At 70.3% G+C, this 13,619-nt stretch carries 14 protein-coding genes, 1 other RNA gene and 1 pseudogene; 13 read left to right on the top strand and 3 right to left on the bottom strand.

What is annotated here, in order from left to right; genetic code table 11:
- Positions 1-37 precede the first annotated feature (37 nt).
- The gene (locus tag WG921_RS12280) at positions 38-973 is read right to left on the bottom strand and encodes a DMT family transporter (RefSeq protein WP_340109528.1); all 936 of its coding nucleotides are present in this window, start codon (positions 971-973) and stop codon (positions 38-40) included.
- 155 nt (positions 974-1,128) lie between these two features.
- Here WG921_RS12280 and proC point away from each other — a divergent pair, with 155 nt between their 5' ends.
- The 4 genes from proC (at position 1,129) to WG921_RS12260 (ending at position 3,431) form a co-directional block, all read left to right on the top strand.
- On the top strand, positions 1,129-1,935 hold the full coding sequence (proC, locus tag WG921_RS12275) for a pyrroline-5-carboxylate reductase (RefSeq protein ID WP_340109527.1): 807 nt from the start codon (positions 1,129-1,131) through the stop codon (positions 1,933-1,935).
- Between the two features lie 88 nt (positions 1,936-2,023).
- Positions 2,024-2,710, top strand: coding sequence for a metal-dependent hydrolase (locus tag WG921_RS12270; RefSeq protein ID WP_340109526.1), 687 nt, complete (start codon positions 2,024-2,026; stop codon positions 2,708-2,710).
- 93 nt (positions 2,711-2,803) lie between these two features.
- Entirely contained in the window at positions 2,804-3,127 is a 324-nt protein-coding gene (locus WG921_RS12265) for a hypothetical protein (protein WP_340109525.1), read from the top strand.
- 1 nt (position 3,128) lies between these two features.
- Entirely contained in the window at positions 3,129-3,431 is a 303-nt protein-coding gene (locus WG921_RS12260; RefSeq protein WP_340109524.1) for a hypothetical protein, read from the top strand.
- Here the strand turns inward: WG921_RS12260 and WG921_RS12255 are convergent.
- Positions 3,428-3,889 (bottom strand): nucleoside deaminase, encoded by a 462-nt coding sequence (locus WG921_RS12255; protein ID WP_340109523.1) that lies wholly within the window; start codon positions 3,887-3,889, stop codon positions 3,428-3,430. The genes WG921_RS12260 and WG921_RS12255 overlap by 4 nt on opposite strands.
- Before the next feature lie 64 nt (positions 3,890-3,953).
- Between WG921_RS12255 and WG921_RS12250 the strand changes: the two genes are divergently transcribed.
- Positions 3,954-4,808 (top strand): pseudouridine synthase, encoded by an 855-nt coding sequence (locus WG921_RS12250; protein WP_340109522.1) that lies wholly within the window; start codon positions 3,954-3,956, stop codon positions 4,806-4,808.
- Here the strand turns inward: WG921_RS12250 and WG921_RS12245 are convergent.
- Positions 4,747-5,259: a hypothetical protein gene (locus tag WG921_RS12245; RefSeq protein ID WP_340109521.1), complete on the bottom strand. Its 513-nt coding sequence runs from the start codon at positions 5,257-5,259 to the stop codon at positions 4,747-4,749. The two genes, WG921_RS12250 and WG921_RS12245, sit on opposite strands and share 62 nt — an antisense overlap.
- Before the next feature lie 111 nt (positions 5,260-5,370).
- On the opposite strand from WG921_RS12245, the pseudogene WG921_RS12240 reads away from it, so the two are divergent.
- From WG921_RS12240 to WG921_RS12205, 8 genes and pseudogenes are all read left to right on the top strand, one after another.
- Positions 5,371-5,829: pseudogene (locus tag WG921_RS12240) on the top strand (N-acetylmuramoyl-L-alanine amidase); the annotation flags it as partial.
- 58 nt (positions 5,830-5,887) lie between these two features.
- Positions 5,888-6,265: RNase P RNA component class A (gene rnpB / locus WG921_RS12235), an RNA gene on the top strand.
- Positions 6,266-6,784: 519 nt separating this feature from the next.
- Positions 6,785-7,291 carry a division/cell wall cluster transcriptional repressor MraZ gene (locus WG921_RS12230; RefSeq protein WP_340109520.1) on the top strand — a complete coding sequence of 169 codons (507 nt, stop codon included), beginning with the start codon at positions 6,785-6,787 and terminating at the stop codon, positions 7,289-7,291.
- Entirely contained in the window at positions 7,288-8,298 is a 1,011-nt protein-coding gene (gene rsmH / locus WG921_RS12225) for a 16S rRNA (cytosine(1402)-N(4))-methyltransferase RsmH (protein WP_340109519.1), read from the top strand. Before WG921_RS12230 ends, rsmH begins: the two co-directional genes overlap by 4 nt.
- Positions 8,298-8,882 carry a cell division protein FtsL gene (ftsL, locus tag WG921_RS12220; protein ID WP_340109518.1) on the top strand — a complete coding sequence of 195 codons (585 nt, stop codon included), beginning with the start codon at positions 8,298-8,300 and terminating at the stop codon, positions 8,880-8,882. The genes rsmH and ftsL overlap by 1 nt, the downstream gene beginning before the upstream one ends.
- Complete coding sequence (locus WG921_RS12215; RefSeq protein ID WP_340109517.1) at positions 8,879-10,678, top strand: peptidoglycan D,D-transpeptidase FtsI family protein; 1,800 nt, start codon at positions 8,879-8,881, stop codon at positions 10,676-10,678. Before ftsL ends, WG921_RS12215 begins: the two co-directional genes overlap by 4 nt.
- The gene (locus WG921_RS12210; protein WP_340109516.1) at positions 10,678-12,171 is read left to right on the top strand and encodes a UDP-N-acetylmuramoyl-L-alanyl-D-glutamate--2,6-diaminopimelate ligase; all 1,494 of its coding nucleotides are present in this window, start codon (positions 10,678-10,680) and stop codon (positions 12,169-12,171) included. Before WG921_RS12215 ends, WG921_RS12210 begins: the two co-directional genes overlap by 1 nt.
- Entirely contained in the window at positions 12,168-13,619 is a 1,452-nt protein-coding gene (locus WG921_RS12205) for a UDP-N-acetylmuramoylalanyl-D-glutamyl-2,6-diaminopimelate--D-alanyl-D-alanine ligase (RefSeq protein ID WP_340109515.1), read from the top strand. Before WG921_RS12210 ends, WG921_RS12205 begins: the two co-directional genes overlap by 4 nt.

The raw sequence follows: 13,619 nt of genomic DNA, 5'->3' as shown, positions 1-13,619 counted from the left end.
GGTCAGGCCCGCACTATCGAATGCGCGCAGCGTCTGTTCAAGCGGCCTCGATCTCCAGCGGCGCGGGCCGCCGCCGCTCCATGACGCCCGACGCGATCAGAACGCCGACGGAGACGACCGCGACGCCGGCCCAGATCAGCGGGCGCGCCGGCTGCCCCAGGAAGAGATCGGAGGCCAGCGCCACCACCGCCGGCGTCAGCGCGATGAAGGCGGCGCCGCGCGAGGGCCCGAGATGGATGATCGCATAGGTGTAGGTGACGATCGCGACCACGCCGGAGCCGAATTGCGCAAGCGCGGTCCATCCGATGACCAACGGCGAGGCGGCGCTGAAATCGAGCCCCCAGATCAGCGCGCCGGCGCCCGCGATCGGCACCGACCAGAACGAGATCAGCGCGGTCGCCTCCAGCGCGCTGAGACCGGAGCCGCGCTGCGCCACGGTGTAGCACGCGAAAGTGAGCGACGAGGTCGAGAAGAGCAGATACCCCCGCCAGGCGCCGTCCGACGCCGCGCTCAGCGCGTCCCAGCCGCCGACCGCGAAAACGCCGACCGAGATCAGCGCGAACCCGGCGACGCGGACCCTGCCGATTCGCTCGCCGAGAAAGATCACCGCGAGAACCGCGACCTGCAGCGGCAGCACCCCAGGCGCGAAAATTCCGCTGTCGGCCGCGGGCGCGAAAAGAAACCCTGCGGGCATCAGGAAAATGAACGAAGCTCCGGCGCCCAGCACCATGGTGAGAAACCGCCAGAGCTCGAGCCCCTTCGGATAGACGCCGAGCCGCCAGAGAACCGGCGACAGCGCGGCCGCGCAGACCACGGCCCGCAGAAACCCGAGTTCGACCACGCCGAGCCCGGCGCCGACGGCGCCGCCGGTCGTGACCAGAAAATTCGCCCATATCGCGACCGTGACGAGCGCCGCCAGCACCGCCAGCCCGCGGCGGCCGGCGGGCGCGGCGCGCGTCTTCCCGGCGCTCATCGGACGGCGCGAGACAGGCGCGCGCCCAAATCGATTATGCGATAAATGAATGTCATGGCGATCCATTAGCGCGGTTCGCCGCCGCTGGCGAGAGCGCGCCGCTTGACGCGCGGCGGCGCGCCGCGCCTGATGCGGGACGGGAAAAGGAGACGACGATGACGGACACCGTGCTTCTGGTCGGTTGCGGCAATATGGGCCGGGCCATGCTCGAAGGCTGGCTGACGGCGCGCCCGACATTGCGCGCGCATGTGGTGGAGCCGGCGCCGGAGCTTCGCGCGCGGGCGTCGGCGCTCGGCGCGGCCGCGGTGGCGGCGCGGAGCGATCTGCCGGAGGGGCTCCGGCCGGATCTGATCTTTCTGGCGGTCAAGCCGCAGGTGATCGCCTCGGTTCTGCCGGATTACGCGGGATTCGCCGGCGCGGTCTTCGCCTCGGTCGCCGCGGGCGTGACGGTGGCGACGCTTCGCGCCGGGCTCGGCGGGAAGGCGCCGGTGATCCGCTGCATGCCGAACACGCCGGCCGCCATCGGCGCGGGCATGATGGTCTGCTACGCGACGCCGGAGGTGGACGCGGGGGCGAAGGCGCTGACCGATGCGCTTCTCTCCGCTTCCGGCGAGGTCGCGTGGATCGACGATGAGGGGTTGATGGACGCGGTGACCGCGGTTTCCGGCTCCGGACCCGCCTATGTCTTTCATCTGATCGAGACGATGGCGGCGGCGGGCGTCGCGGCGGGGTTGCCCGCCGACCTCTCCGAGCGTCTGGCGAAGCAGACGGTGATGGGCGCCGGCCGGCTGGCGGCGGAAAGCGGCGTCGAGCCGGGGCGGCTTCGCGAGCAGGTCACGAGCCCGAACGGCACCACGGCCGCGGCGCTCGAGGTGCTGATGGGCCCCGGCGGCCTGAAGCCGCTCATGGAGCGGGCGGTCGCGGCGGCGAAAGCCCGGGGGGAGGAGCTGGGCCGGGCCTGAAGCGCGGACGGATGCGCCCCTGCGCCCTTGCGCGAGCCGGCGTGACGGTGGAAAGTCGCCCGATGGATTGCGAAGGGAGAAACCGCTCATGAAGATCTTCTGGCTTGGCCATTCGAGCTTTCGCATCGAGGCGGCGGATCAGATTCTTCTGATCGACCCGTGGCTTCGCGGAAACCCGAGTTTTGACGAGTCCCGATTCGACGAGGCCGTGAAGGGGGTGACCCATATCCTCGTCAGCCATGGCCACGACGATCACGCCGCCAATGCGGCGGAGATCTCGCGCGCCACCGGCGCGCCGGTCGCCGGCATCTACGACTGGGTGACCTGGGTGACGCAGACCGAGAAGATCGAGGGGATCGGCTTCAACAAGGGCGGCACGATTCATCTCGGCGACGTCGCGGTGACGATGGTGAACGCGGTTCACTCCGCCTCCACCATGGTCGACGGGCGCCCCGTCTACACCGGCCATGAATCGGGCTTCATGATCGCGGCCGAGGGGCATGTGATCTATTTCATGGGCGACACCGACGTGATGGCCGACATGGGCGTTTTCGCGGAGCTTCATCAGCCGGATATCGGCATCGTCCCGATCGGCGGCCATTTCACCATGGATCCGCCGCGCGCCGCGTGGGCCTGCCGCAAGTTCTTCAAGTTCAAGACGATCATTCCCTGCCACTACCGGACGTTTCCGATCCTGGCGCAATCGGCGGCGGAGATGGATGTGCCCGGCGCGAAGATCGTGGAGACGGAAGTTCTGGAGGCGATCACGATCTGATCGCCGCGATCTGATCATATTCGAGCGCGGGCGCGGTCGGTCGCCGTTGAAAGTCGCGGGGCGCAACCCATCTTTGAAGCAGGAGAGACCAAGATGCCAAAGCGCCTGAGCCTGCCGATTCTGTCGTTCACCGCCTACGCCCTGCTCGCCGGCGGCGCGATGGCCCAGTCGTTGAACGCGCCATCCGCCGGCCAGCCGGTTGGCGGGCCGAATACGGAGCCGTTTATCTCGCCGGGGGCCGACATAAGACCCTATACGCCGCCGCCTTTCAGCCATGGGTCGGGCTATGATCAGCGCGATCTGAGCTCCAAGGGCAGTTTCGATTTCGATTCGCTTCTCACGCCGGGCACGCGCGGGTCCAAACGGAGCTTGAGCCGGCGAAGCCGGACGGATTTCCGGTTCGACGAGTCGCGGTGAGATGATCCGGGGAGCGGCGTTGGCGTTTCTCGTCGCGGCGTCGCTCGCCCCGTTCGCCGTCGCCGAGCCGGACGCGCCGCCGGAATCGTCCGAGGGCGCTTCGGAGCGGAGCCTCGACCGGGAGGAGACCGCCGCGGAGCGCCGCCGCCGCGAGGCGGGGCGGGCGGTGTTCGACGAATCCGGCCGCATCCGCGATCAGAGCGATCAGTTGTCGCGCCGGCCGGGCGTGACCGTCGATCGGTTGCGCCGGGACCAGACCCCGACCTACGGGGTCGGCCCCGGCGTCAACATCATCCGCCGCTAGCTCGGATCGCGGCGCGCGCGGAAAAACCGCCGCAGGAGCGCCGCCGCCTCCATCTCTGCGATCCCGCCATAGACCTCCGGCGCGTGATGGCAGGTCGGCTGCGCGAAAAACCGGCCGCCGCTCTCCACAGCGCCCCCCTTCGGATCGGCGGCCGCGTAATAGAGCCGGCCGATCCGCGCGAAGGAAATCGCGGCGGCGCACATGGCGCAAGGCTCCAGGGTCACATGGATGTCGACCCCCGGCAGACGCTCGACGCCAAGGCGGGCGCAGGCTGCGCGGATCGCGAGGATCTCCGCATGCGCGGTCGGGTCGTTCATCTCTCGCGTGCGGTTGCCGGCGGCGGCGATGATCGGGCCGCCCGGACGCGAGATCACCGCGCCGATCGGCGCCTCGCCGCGCGCGGCGGCGGCTTCGGCCTCGCGCAGCGCTTCGCGCATATATGAGGCGAAGCCGCTCATGCGCGGGGCTGGGCTGGACGCCTTTTCGCTTTCATTCCGTTCCTCTCCGGCTTATGCGGCTTGAATGCAGAATGCCGATGACAACACCACAGGCGAGCGAATTGCAAAGCGCCTCGCCCGCGCCGGAATCGCCTCGCGCCGCGAGGCGGAGCGGATGATCGTGGCCGGGCGGGTTCGGGTCAATGGCCGACGGATCGAGAGCCCGGCGCTGAATGTCGGGCCGGGCGACCGGATCGAGGTCGACGGCGCCGAGATCGGAGAGGCCGAGCCGCCGCGCCTCTGGCGGTATCACAAGCCCGCCGGGCTGGTGACGACGGAGCGCGATGAAAAGGGCCGGGCGACGGTTTTCGAGCGCCTGCCGGAGGAGTTGCCGCGCGTGATGAGCGTCGGCAGGCTCGACCTGAATTCCGAGGGGCTCCTGCTCCTGACCAATGACGGCGAGCTGAAACGGCGGCTGGAGCTGCCGGCGACCGGGTGGACCCGGCGCTACCGCGCCCGCGCGCATGGCCGGATCGACGAGGCGGGGCTCGAGCCGCTCCGGCGCGGCGTGGTGATCGACGGTGAGCGCTTTCAGCCGATGACGGTGGAGATCGAACGGGTTCAAGGCGCCAATCTCTGGATCGCGCTCGCGTTGAAAGAGGGCCGGAACCGCGAGGTGCGGCGCGCGCTGGAGGCGGTTGGGCTTGTGGTCAATCGCCTGATCCGGATCTCCTACGGGCCGTTCCAGCTCGGCGACCTCGCCGTCGGCGCGGTGGAGGAGGTGCGGGCGAAGGTCCTCCGCGATCAGCTTGGCCTGAAGCGGGATCCGGACGCGCTCCGCAGCCCGACGCCGAAAACCCCTGCGCCGAAGTCCGGCGTCAGATCCGCATCTCGGGGCGATAGCCCGCGCGGAACGCGCCGAGGGCCGAGACGGGGGTGAGCAGCGTCAGCGGCCCCTCCGGGGCGCCGGGGGCGTATCCCTTGAACGACCAGCGATGGAAGTCGGCCCCGTCATAGAGGAACGCCGCGCCCGCCGCGGCGACCATGGCGCCGGGGGCGAGCGCCGCCCGCCGGATCAGCGGGCGCCGCGCGCGGCGCTCCGCCTTCAGAATGGCGTCGATCTCGTCCGCCTTCATCGGGGCGGCGCCGCGGCTTTCGGCGAAGGCGGCGGCGAAGGCCTGGGCCGCTTCCCGGCGGCATTCGAAACAGGGGCGATGCCCGGCCGCGAACGCGGTCGCCTCATCGAGGAAAAAGAGTTCGGTGTAGCTGTCGGCGCTCATCACCGTCCGGCGGCGATTCTTGAAGGCGAGCCGGCAGATGATCCAGCGGGCCGAGGCGTGATGGCGCGTGATGCGCCATTCCCGATGAATGCGCCCGCCGCGATTGCCCATCCAGCCGCCCCGCGCCGGATCCGCGACGATCTCCCCAAACGGCGAGACGCGATTCGGCAACGGCGACGGACGGCTGGACATGGCCGAAAGGTTGGCCGAGATTCGGGCCCCATGCAAAGCCCAAATCACAATCGGCGTGTGCTCGGCCCCCCCGATATGGTGGTGATCCACTACACCGGCATGAAGACCGCGGCCGCCGCGCGCGCGCGGCTCTGCGATCCGGCGGCGGAGGTGTCCGCGCATTGGCTGATCCATCTCGACGGGCGCGTGGAGGCGCTCGTGCCCGAAGAACGCCGCGCCTGGCACGCCGGGGTCTCGTGCTGGGAGGGCGAGACGGATGTGAATTCGCGGTCGATCGGGATCGAACTGGTCAATCCGGGCCATGAGCATGGCTACCATCCGTTTCCCGAGCCGCAGATGGCGGCGCTGGACCGGCTTTTGACGCGCGCGCTGGCGCGCTGGCGGATCCCGGCGCGGAACGTGGTCGGGCACGAACATGTCGCGCCGGGCCGGAAGATCGACCCGGGCGAGAAATTCGACTGGGACCGGCTCGCCCGGCTTGGCCTCGCCCACCCGGCGCCGCGCGGAAATGGTTGACGGCGCCGGCGCCGGCGCATAGGTGAGCGGCGCGGATGGCTGGATGGCCGCGCTCCGAAAGGGGTGAGGAACGTCCGGGCAGCATGGAGAGACGGCGCCGGGCAACACCCGGCCGGGGCGACCCGAGGGAAAGCGCCACAGAAAGCAAACCGCCTCTTTTCGGAGAGGCAAGGGTGAAAGGGTGGGGCAAGAGCCCACCGCGCCCCCGGCGACGGGGGCGGCATGGCAAGCCCCGCCGGCTGCAAGATCGAATAGGGCTGGCCGCGCCGCCGAAAGGCGGAGCAGGGGGTCTCCGCCCCGCCGGCCGGGTTGATCGCATGAGGCGCGCGGCGACGCGCGTCCCAGATGAATGGCCATCCATCGCGCGAAAGCGTGAGGACAGAACCCGGCGTAAAGGCCATCCGCGCCTATCTCCACTCCGGATCGCCGCTGGCGGCGAGTCGCCGCCCTCATTTTCGAATCCCCGCCCTTTTCGCCTTCGTCCCGCTCTGCGACCGGGCCGATCGGGGAACGCGCATCGGAATCTGCGGAATATCAGGGATTCACATGGGACACTGAATATGTTGGCTCTCGCATACTCAAAATAGAACAAAAATAGAATATCAAACGAATATCATGAGAACATTCAAAATCTTTCCGCATGGGTGCGTCGAATTTTACGCATATGATTACTCGAGACCGGTCTGCGCGGCATAAATTTCCTTTGCAGACCATGTAATCCCATGGTATCCCCTTTCCTCAGCAGCGGCCCCTGGCTCAAACGATAAAAGAGCAGGTTCATACAGGCGCCGGGGCGCGTTGCGGCGAGGCGATTACGACCGCGAAAAGCGGCGGACGCAGTCAGAAGGCGTCGAGGGACAGGCTGCGGGCCGCGCATCGCATTGGATGCGCGGCCCGTTTCGCGTCTCGGGGCGTGACGGACCGATTGATGTCGAATCCGGCGGGGAGGCCCGGGCGCTTGCTGAAATTCTTCTCATCCAGCGCGACCAACAAGGTCGACGGCAAGGGCCGGGTCTCGATCCCCGCGCCTTTCCGCAAGGTGCTGCAAGGAGAAGGCAGTCAGATTCTCTTCCTCATGCCCGAGCTGCGCGGCGCGCCCACCATCGTCGGATTCGGCGAGCGCCATTTTGAAAACCTCGCCAATTCTCTGATCCGGATGAACCCGTTCGGCGAGGAATATGACGCGCTCGCGGATGCGGTGGCGGGGCAGGCGCGCCAGTTGCCGCTCGACGAGACCGGGCGCATCGTTCTGCCGAAGGATCTTCGGGAACTCGCCGGTATCGGCGATGAGGCGTTCTTCGTCGGCAAGGTCAACATGTTCCAGATCTGGAACCCTGAAACATACGCCGCGGCCCGCCCGGCGCTGATGGAGAAGGCGCGGGCGAATTTCGACAAGCTGGACTGGGCGGGCGCCGGCGATCGGGGGCGCTCGTGAGCGCGCCGACAGCTCTCGCCGCGGCGCGCGCGCTGCACCGGCCGGTGATGCTGGACGAGGTGCTGGCCGCGCTCGCCCCGGTCATGGACGGCGTGATCGTCGATGGAACCTTCGGGGCGGGCGGTTACACGTCGGCCCTGCTCGACGCCGGCGCGGCGCGGGTCGTCGCGCTCGACCGCGACCCGGAGGCGGTGGCGCGCGGGCGCGAATGGGCGCCTGTCTACGGCGACCGGCTGGACATCGTCGAAGGCAGGTTCGGCGATCTGGCGACGCTGTTGGATGGGCCGGCGGCCGGAGTGGTGTTCGATATCGGCGTCTCGTCCATGCAGATCGACGAGGCGCGGCGCGGGTTCTCGTTTCAGAAGGACGGCCCGCTCGACATGCGCATGGGCGGCGACGGGCCGAGCGCGGCGGATCTGGTCAACGAAGCGGAGGAATCGACGCTCGCCGATATCTTCTTTTTTTATGGGGAGGAGAGGGGCGCGCGCAGGCTGGCGCGGGCCATCGTCCGCGCGCGGGCCGAGGCGCCGATCACCGGCACTCTCGCGCTGGCGACGCTGGTGGAGCGAAACGCGCCGAGGCCGAAACCCGGCCGGCCGCACGCGGCGACCCGCGTGTTTCAGGCGCTCCGGATCGCCGTGAACGATGAGCTTGGCGAACTGGCGCGCGGGCTCGGGGCCGCCGAGGCGAAGCTTGAGGAGGGAGGAGTTCTGGTCGTGGTCACGTTCCACAGCCTCGAGGACCGCATCGTGAAGCGGTTCTTGCGCATTCGGGGGGGCGCCGCGCCGGGCGGCTCGCGCCATGCGCCCGAAGCTCCGGCGCCGACGCCCGGTTTTGAAATCCTCACCCGCAAGGCGCTGGAGCCGTCGGCGGCGGAGATCGCGCGCAACCCGCGCGCCCGCTCCGCCCGGATGCGCGTCGCGCGGCGCACCGGCGCGCCGGCGGCGGCGGTGGCGGCGGCGGCGCTCGGCATGCCGGACGCCATGCGCAAAGCGGGGCGAAGCTGATGCGCTGGGTGCTCTATGTCGTCGGGGCGGCGCTGATTGTCGTGGCGTCGTTCTGGTCTTACAGCACGACCTACGCGACGCAGGGGCGTCTTGAGTCGATCGCGAAGCTCAATAGCGCCATCGCGGCCGAGCGAGAGGAGATTCAGGTGCTGCAGGCTGAGTGGGCGTGGTTGAATTCGCCGGATCGGCTGAATCGGTTGGTGGCGGCCAATCAGGACGCGCTCGGGCTCGAGCCGATGAAGCCCTCGCGGTTCGCCGAATTGTCCGAGGCGCCGATGAGGCAGCCTGACGACGGGCTCGCGCCGGTCGCGCTGATCGATCTCGACGCGCTGTCGCCGGAGGAGCCGGCGCGCCGGAGCGGCGGCGGCCAGGCGGCGCGGCCTTCCCCGCCGAAGGCGCCGAAGCCTGTGGTCATCGCCGAAGCGCGCGAGCCTGCGCCGCATCGCGCGGCCGCGCCTGAGCCCGCGATCCCGGTGCTGATTCCGGCGGCGCCTGCGAGGAGCGCGCCTGCGGCGCCGACGGCTACGCCTGCGCGGCCGTCGCATCGCGCCTGGGAAAGCGACCCGATGAGGATCAATAGATGAGCGCCGGCGCCGATCTGGCGCGGGTGCTTGGAGATGGCGCCGAAGCCGCGCTCGCCCGTCGCGCGGCGCGCCGTGAGCGCTCGCGCGAAGCGACGCGCCGCGCGCGCGCCGATCGCGCCGAGTGGAGGCTCCTCGTCGTATCCGTGTTTTTTCTGGCCGGGTTCGCGGCGCTGGCCGGGCGCATGACGTATCTGGCGGCGGCGGAGCCCGTGGAGCCGCGGCTCGACCCCGCATCGACGACGGCGGCCGCGGCCGACCGGGCCCCGATCGTGGACCGGAACGGGCGGCTTCTGGCGGTCAATCTGCCGACATGGGCGATCTATGCGCATCCGGCGGAGACCGCGCGCGCTGGCGTCGACGCGGATGAGGCGGCGCGGCTCATCTCATCCGCCCTGCCGGAATTGAGTGAAGAGATCGTGCGCGCAAGGTTCGCGCCGGGCCGGAAATTCGTCTGGATCAAGCGCCCGGCGAGCCCGGCGGAACGTCAGGCGGTGCATGACCTCGGCATTCCCGGCGTCTATTTCGGGCGCCGGGAGACCAGGCTCTATCCGGCGGGGCGAATCGCGGCGCATGTGCTCGGCGGCGTCACCACGGGCGAGGAGAGCGTCGATCACGCGGAGCTTGTCGGGCTGGCGGGCGTGGAGCGGAGCCTCGACGCAGAACTCCGCGACCCCGCCCGCGCCGGCGCGCCGTTGGCCTTGTCGCTCGATCTGGTCGCGCAGGCGGCGCTGACCGAGGTGATGGGCGAGGCGATGGCGGAGTTCGGCGCGATCGCCGCGTCGGCGGTGTTGATGGATGCGCGGAACGGTGAGATCCTCGCGATGGTCAGCCTGCCGGATTTCGATCCGAACGCGCGTCCGGACACGCACGACCCGAAGATCGCGAAAACGCGGCCGATGATGAACCGGGTCGCCGAAGGGGTGTATGAGCTTGGCTCCACCTTCAAGCTGTTCACCGCGGCGCAGGCGATCGACAGCGGCGTTTACGCGCCCGAGTCCATGATCGACACCACCGGGCCGATCCGGGTCGGCAAATACAGGATCAGCGATTTCCACCGGATGCCGCCGCAACTGAGCCTTCGCGACGTGATCGTCGAAAGCTCGAACGTGGGCACGTCGCGCGTCGCGCTGGCGATCGGCGCGACGGCGCAGAAGACGTTCCTCGAAAAACTCGGGTTCATGAAGCCGACAAGCGTCGAGATCGCGGAAGCGAGCCTCGGCCAGCCGCTCTTCCCGGACAGGTGGAGCGATCTTTCGACGATGACGATCTCCTTCGGGCACGGGCTCGCGGCGACGCAACTGCATCTCGCCGCCGCCTACGCGTCGCTTCTGAACGGCGGTCTGCGGGTTGAGCCCACGCTGCGCCTCGACGCGCCGCCGCCGACCGAGGCGGCGCGGGTGATCTCCGCGAAGACATCGCGTTCGCTCCGCGAGATGCTGCGCGCCGTGGTGGCCGAGGAGAAGGGCACCGCCAATTTCGCCGAGGTGCCGGGCTATGAGGTCGGCGGCAAGACCGGCACCGCCGACAAGGCGGCGCGGGGCGGGTATGACAGATCGAAGACGATCTCGACCTTCGCCGGCGCGTTTCCGATGTCGGCTCCGAAATACGTGCTGGTGGTGACGCTGGATGAGGCGTCGACCTTTCGCTACGGCCGCACCTGGCGCACCGCCGGCTGGACCGCCGCCCCCACCGCCGGGCTGGCGGTGAAGCGGATCGCGCCGCTGCTCGGCATGCGTCCCGCGCCTCAGCCGGTTGAACCGGCGGGCGCGGCCCTCGTCGACGGGGTGAGTTTCTGATGCCCGCGACGCTCGCCTCGCTGGGCCTCGCGGACCTCGACTGCCGGGGGCCGGCGCCCGACCCGGCCACGCCGATCCTCGGGCTTTGCGCCGACAGCCGGGAGACGCGGCCGGGGTATCTTTTCGCGGCGCTGAAAGGCGCGCTCGACGGCGCGGAATTTGCGCAATACGCCGTCCGCATGGGCGCGGCGGCGGTGTTGACCAGCGCCGAGGGCGCGGCGCGGGCGCGGGCCGATATCGGATCATGGCCGGCGCCGTTCCTGATCGACGAGAACCCGCGCCGCCGTCTCGCGCTCGTCGCCGCCGCGTTCTATCGGGCGCAGCCCGAGGTTCTGCTCGCGGTCACCGGGACCAACGGCAAGACCTCGGTCGCCAGCTTCGCGCGGCAGATCTTCTGCGCGCTCGGCCGATCGGCCGCCAGCTTCGGCACCGTCGGCGTCGAGGGCGCGGTGGCCCGGCCGCTCTCGATGACGACGCCGGATCCGATCACGCTGCACCGGCTGCTGGCGGAGCTGGCGGAGGCGGGCGTCACCCATGCGGCGATGGAGGCGTCGAGCCACGGGCTCGCGCAATATCGGGTCGACGGCGCGCGGCTGACCGGCGGCGCCTTCACCAATCTCAGCCGCGACCATCTCGACTATCACAAGGATTTCGACGCCTATCTCGGGGCGAAGCTGCGGCTTTTCTCCGAGTTGCTGCCGGCGGGGGCGCCGGCGGTTCTGAACTCGGACGATGCGGTCTATCCCGCCGCGGCGCGGGCGGCGAAATTGCTGGAGATCATCCCCTTCGGGCGCGACCGGGAGGCGGCGCGCGGGCTCCGCCTGATCGACGCGCGCTTCGACGCCGGCGGCCAGGCGCTCGATCTTGAATGGCGCGGGGCGGCGCATCGGGTCCGGCTGAACCTCATCGGCGGGTTTCAGGGCATGAACGCGATGGCCGCGGCGGCTCTGACGATCGGCGCGGGGGAGGAGCCGACCGCCGTTTTCTCCGCGATGGAGAAGCTGACCGGAGTGCGCGGCCGGATGGAGCATGTCGCGACCCGCGCCAACGGCGCGGCGATCTATGTCGACTACGCGCATACGCCGGGCGGGCTCGCGACGGCGCTCGCGGCGCTCCGTCTGCATACGCCGGGCCGGCTTCTGGTGGTGTTCGGCGCCGGCGGCGACCGCGACCGGGGGAAGCGCCCGGAGATGGGGCGCGCGGCCTGCGTCGGGGCGGATATGGCGTTCGTCACCGACGACAATCCGCGGAGCGAAGACCCGGCCGCGATCCGCGCCGCGATCTGCGCCGCCTGTCCGAACGCGACCGAGATCGGAGATCGGGCTGAGGCGATTCTCACCGCTGTCGACGCATTGTCGCCCGAAGATCGGCTTCTGATCGCCGGAAAGGGGCACGAGACAGGGCAGGTCGTCGGCGGCGTCACGCACCCGTTCGACGATGCGGAGCAGGCGCGGGCCGCCGTTGCGGCGCTTGACGGGGGAGAGACCGCATGAGGGACGCGCTCTGGACGGCCGAGACGGCGGCGGCGGCGACCTCGGGTCGGGCGACGACGGATTTCAGCGCTTCGGGCGTCTCGATCGACAGCCGCGCGCTCTCGGGGGGCGATCTATTCGTCGCGCTGGCGGATGCGCGCGACGGCCATGACTTCGTCGGCGCGGCGCTCGACGCCGGGGCCGGCGCGGCGATGGTTTCGCGCATCCCCGACGGGCTGCCGCCGGGCGCGCCGCTGCTGATCGTGGAGGACACGCTCGCCGGGCTTCGCGGGCTGGCGGCCGCGGCGCGCGCGCGAACCCGCGCGAAGGTCGTCGCGGTCACCGGCTCGGTCGGCAAGACCGGGGTGAAGGAGATGCTGCGCTGCGCTCTCGGCGCGAGCGGCCCGACCCACGCGGCGGAAAAGAGCTTCAACAACCACTGGGGCGCGCCGCTGACGCTGGCGCGGATGCCGGCCGGCGTCATGTTCGCGGCGGTCGAGTTGGGCATGAACCATCCGGGGGAGATCGCGCCGCTCTCCCGGCTGGCGCGGCCCGATGTCGCGATCATCACCACGGTCGAGGCGGTGCATCTTGAGGCGTTCGACGGCGTCGAAGCCATCGCCGACGCCAAGGCGGAGATCTTCGAGGGAATGGCGCCGGGCGGCGTCGCGGTGCTGAACGCGGACAACGCGCATTTCGCCAGGCTGGCCGCGGCGGCGCGGGAACGGGGGCTTCAGGTCGTCCCCTTCGGCGCCGGAGAAGAGGCCGAGGGCGGCGCCCGCCTCGAAAGCCTGCGCCTCGCCACGCGCGCGACGGTGGTGAAAGCCACGCTCCGCGGCCGCCCGCTGATGTTCAAGGTCGGCGCGCCGGGCCGGCATCTCGCGCTGAACGCGCTGGCCGCGCTGGCGGCGGCGGATGCGGCGGGCGCGGATATCGCCCGCGCCGCGCTGGCGCTCGGCCGATGGACGCCGCCGGAGGGGCGCGGCTCCCGCTGGCGGATCGAGATCGGCGACAGCGGCGTCGACGGCGCGGTCACGCTGATCGACGAAAGCTACAACGCCAACCCGGTCTCGATGCGCGCGGCGCTGGCGGTCTTGTCGGCGGCGAAGCCCGAAGACCATGTCGGCCGGATCGATCGGGGGCGGCGGGTCGCCTTTCTCGGCGACATGCTGGAGCTCGGGCCGAAGGGAGAGGCGATGCACGCGGCCCTAGCGGAGGCGCGGGAGATGGAGGAGGTGGACGTGGTCCACACATGCGGAGCGCTGATGCGGGCGCTCCATGAGGCGCTCCCGGTGGAGCGGCGCGGCAAATGGTTCGCCACCAGCGAAGAGCTGGCGGCGGTCGCGGGGCGCAAGCTGGACGCGGGGGACGTGGCGATGGTCAAGGGATCGCTCGGCGCGAACATGGCGCCGGTGGTCGCGGCGATACGCCGGATCGGCCATGCGCGGCCCGATCACGGGGAGGGCTGA

The organism is Paludibacillus litoralis (assembly GCF_037646705.1).
In the GTDB taxonomy this organism is placed as follows: Bacteria; Pseudomonadota; Alphaproteobacteria; order Rhodobacterales; family Rhodobacteraceae; genus Pikeienuella; species Pikeienuella litoralis.
The sequence above is the reverse complement of the archived record's forward strand: the minus strand, read 5'-3'. Positions and strand labels throughout refer to the sequence as shown.

Bases quoted from the DNA above. Each gene is read 5' to 3' on its own strand.
- WG921_RS12280 (WP_340109528.1), bottom strand. From the start codon at position 973: ATGAGCGCCGGGAAGACGCGCGCCGCGCCCGCCGGCCGCCGCGGGCTG.
- proC (WP_340109527.1), top strand. From the start codon at position 1,129: ATGACGGACACCGTGCTTCTGGTCGGTTGCGGCAATATGGGCCGGGCC.
- WG921_RS12270 (WP_340109526.1), top strand. From the start codon at position 2,024: ATGAAGATCTTCTGGCTTGGCCATTCGAGCTTTCGCATCGAGGCGGCG.
- WG921_RS12265 (WP_340109525.1), top strand. From the start codon at position 2,804: ATGCCAAAGCGCCTGAGCCTGCCGATTCTGTCGTTCACCGCCTACGCC.
- WG921_RS12260 (WP_340109524.1), top strand. From the start codon at position 3,129: ATGATCCGGGGAGCGGCGTTGGCGTTTCTCGTCGCGGCGTCGCTCGCC.
- WG921_RS12255 (WP_340109523.1), bottom strand. From the start codon at position 3,889: ATGAGCGGCTTCGCCTCATATATGCGCGAAGCGCTGCGCGAGGCCGAA.
- WG921_RS12250 (WP_340109522.1), top strand. From the start codon at position 3,954: ATGCAGAATGCCGATGACAACACCACAGGCGAGCGAATTGCAAAGCGC.
- WG921_RS12245 (WP_340109521.1), bottom strand. From the start codon at position 5,259: ATGGGCAATCGCGGCGGGCGCATTCATCGGGAATGGCGCATCACGCGC.
- WG921_RS12230 (WP_340109520.1), top strand. From the start codon at position 6,785: ATGTCGAATCCGGCGGGGAGGCCCGGGCGCTTGCTGAAATTCTTCTCA.
- ftsL (WP_340109518.1), top strand. From the start codon at position 8,298: ATGCGCTGGGTGCTCTATGTCGTCGGGGCGGCGCTGATTGTCGTGGCG.
- WG921_RS12215 (WP_340109517.1), top strand. From the start codon at position 8,879: ATGAGCGCCGGCGCCGATCTGGCGCGGGTGCTTGGAGATGGCGCCGAA.
- WG921_RS12210 (WP_340109516.1), top strand. From the start codon at position 10,678: ATGCCCGCGACGCTCGCCTCGCTGGGCCTCGCGGACCTCGACTGCCGG.
- WG921_RS12205 (WP_340109515.1), top strand. From the start codon at position 12,168: ATGAGGGACGCGCTCTGGACGGCCGAGACGGCGGCGGCGGCGACCTCG.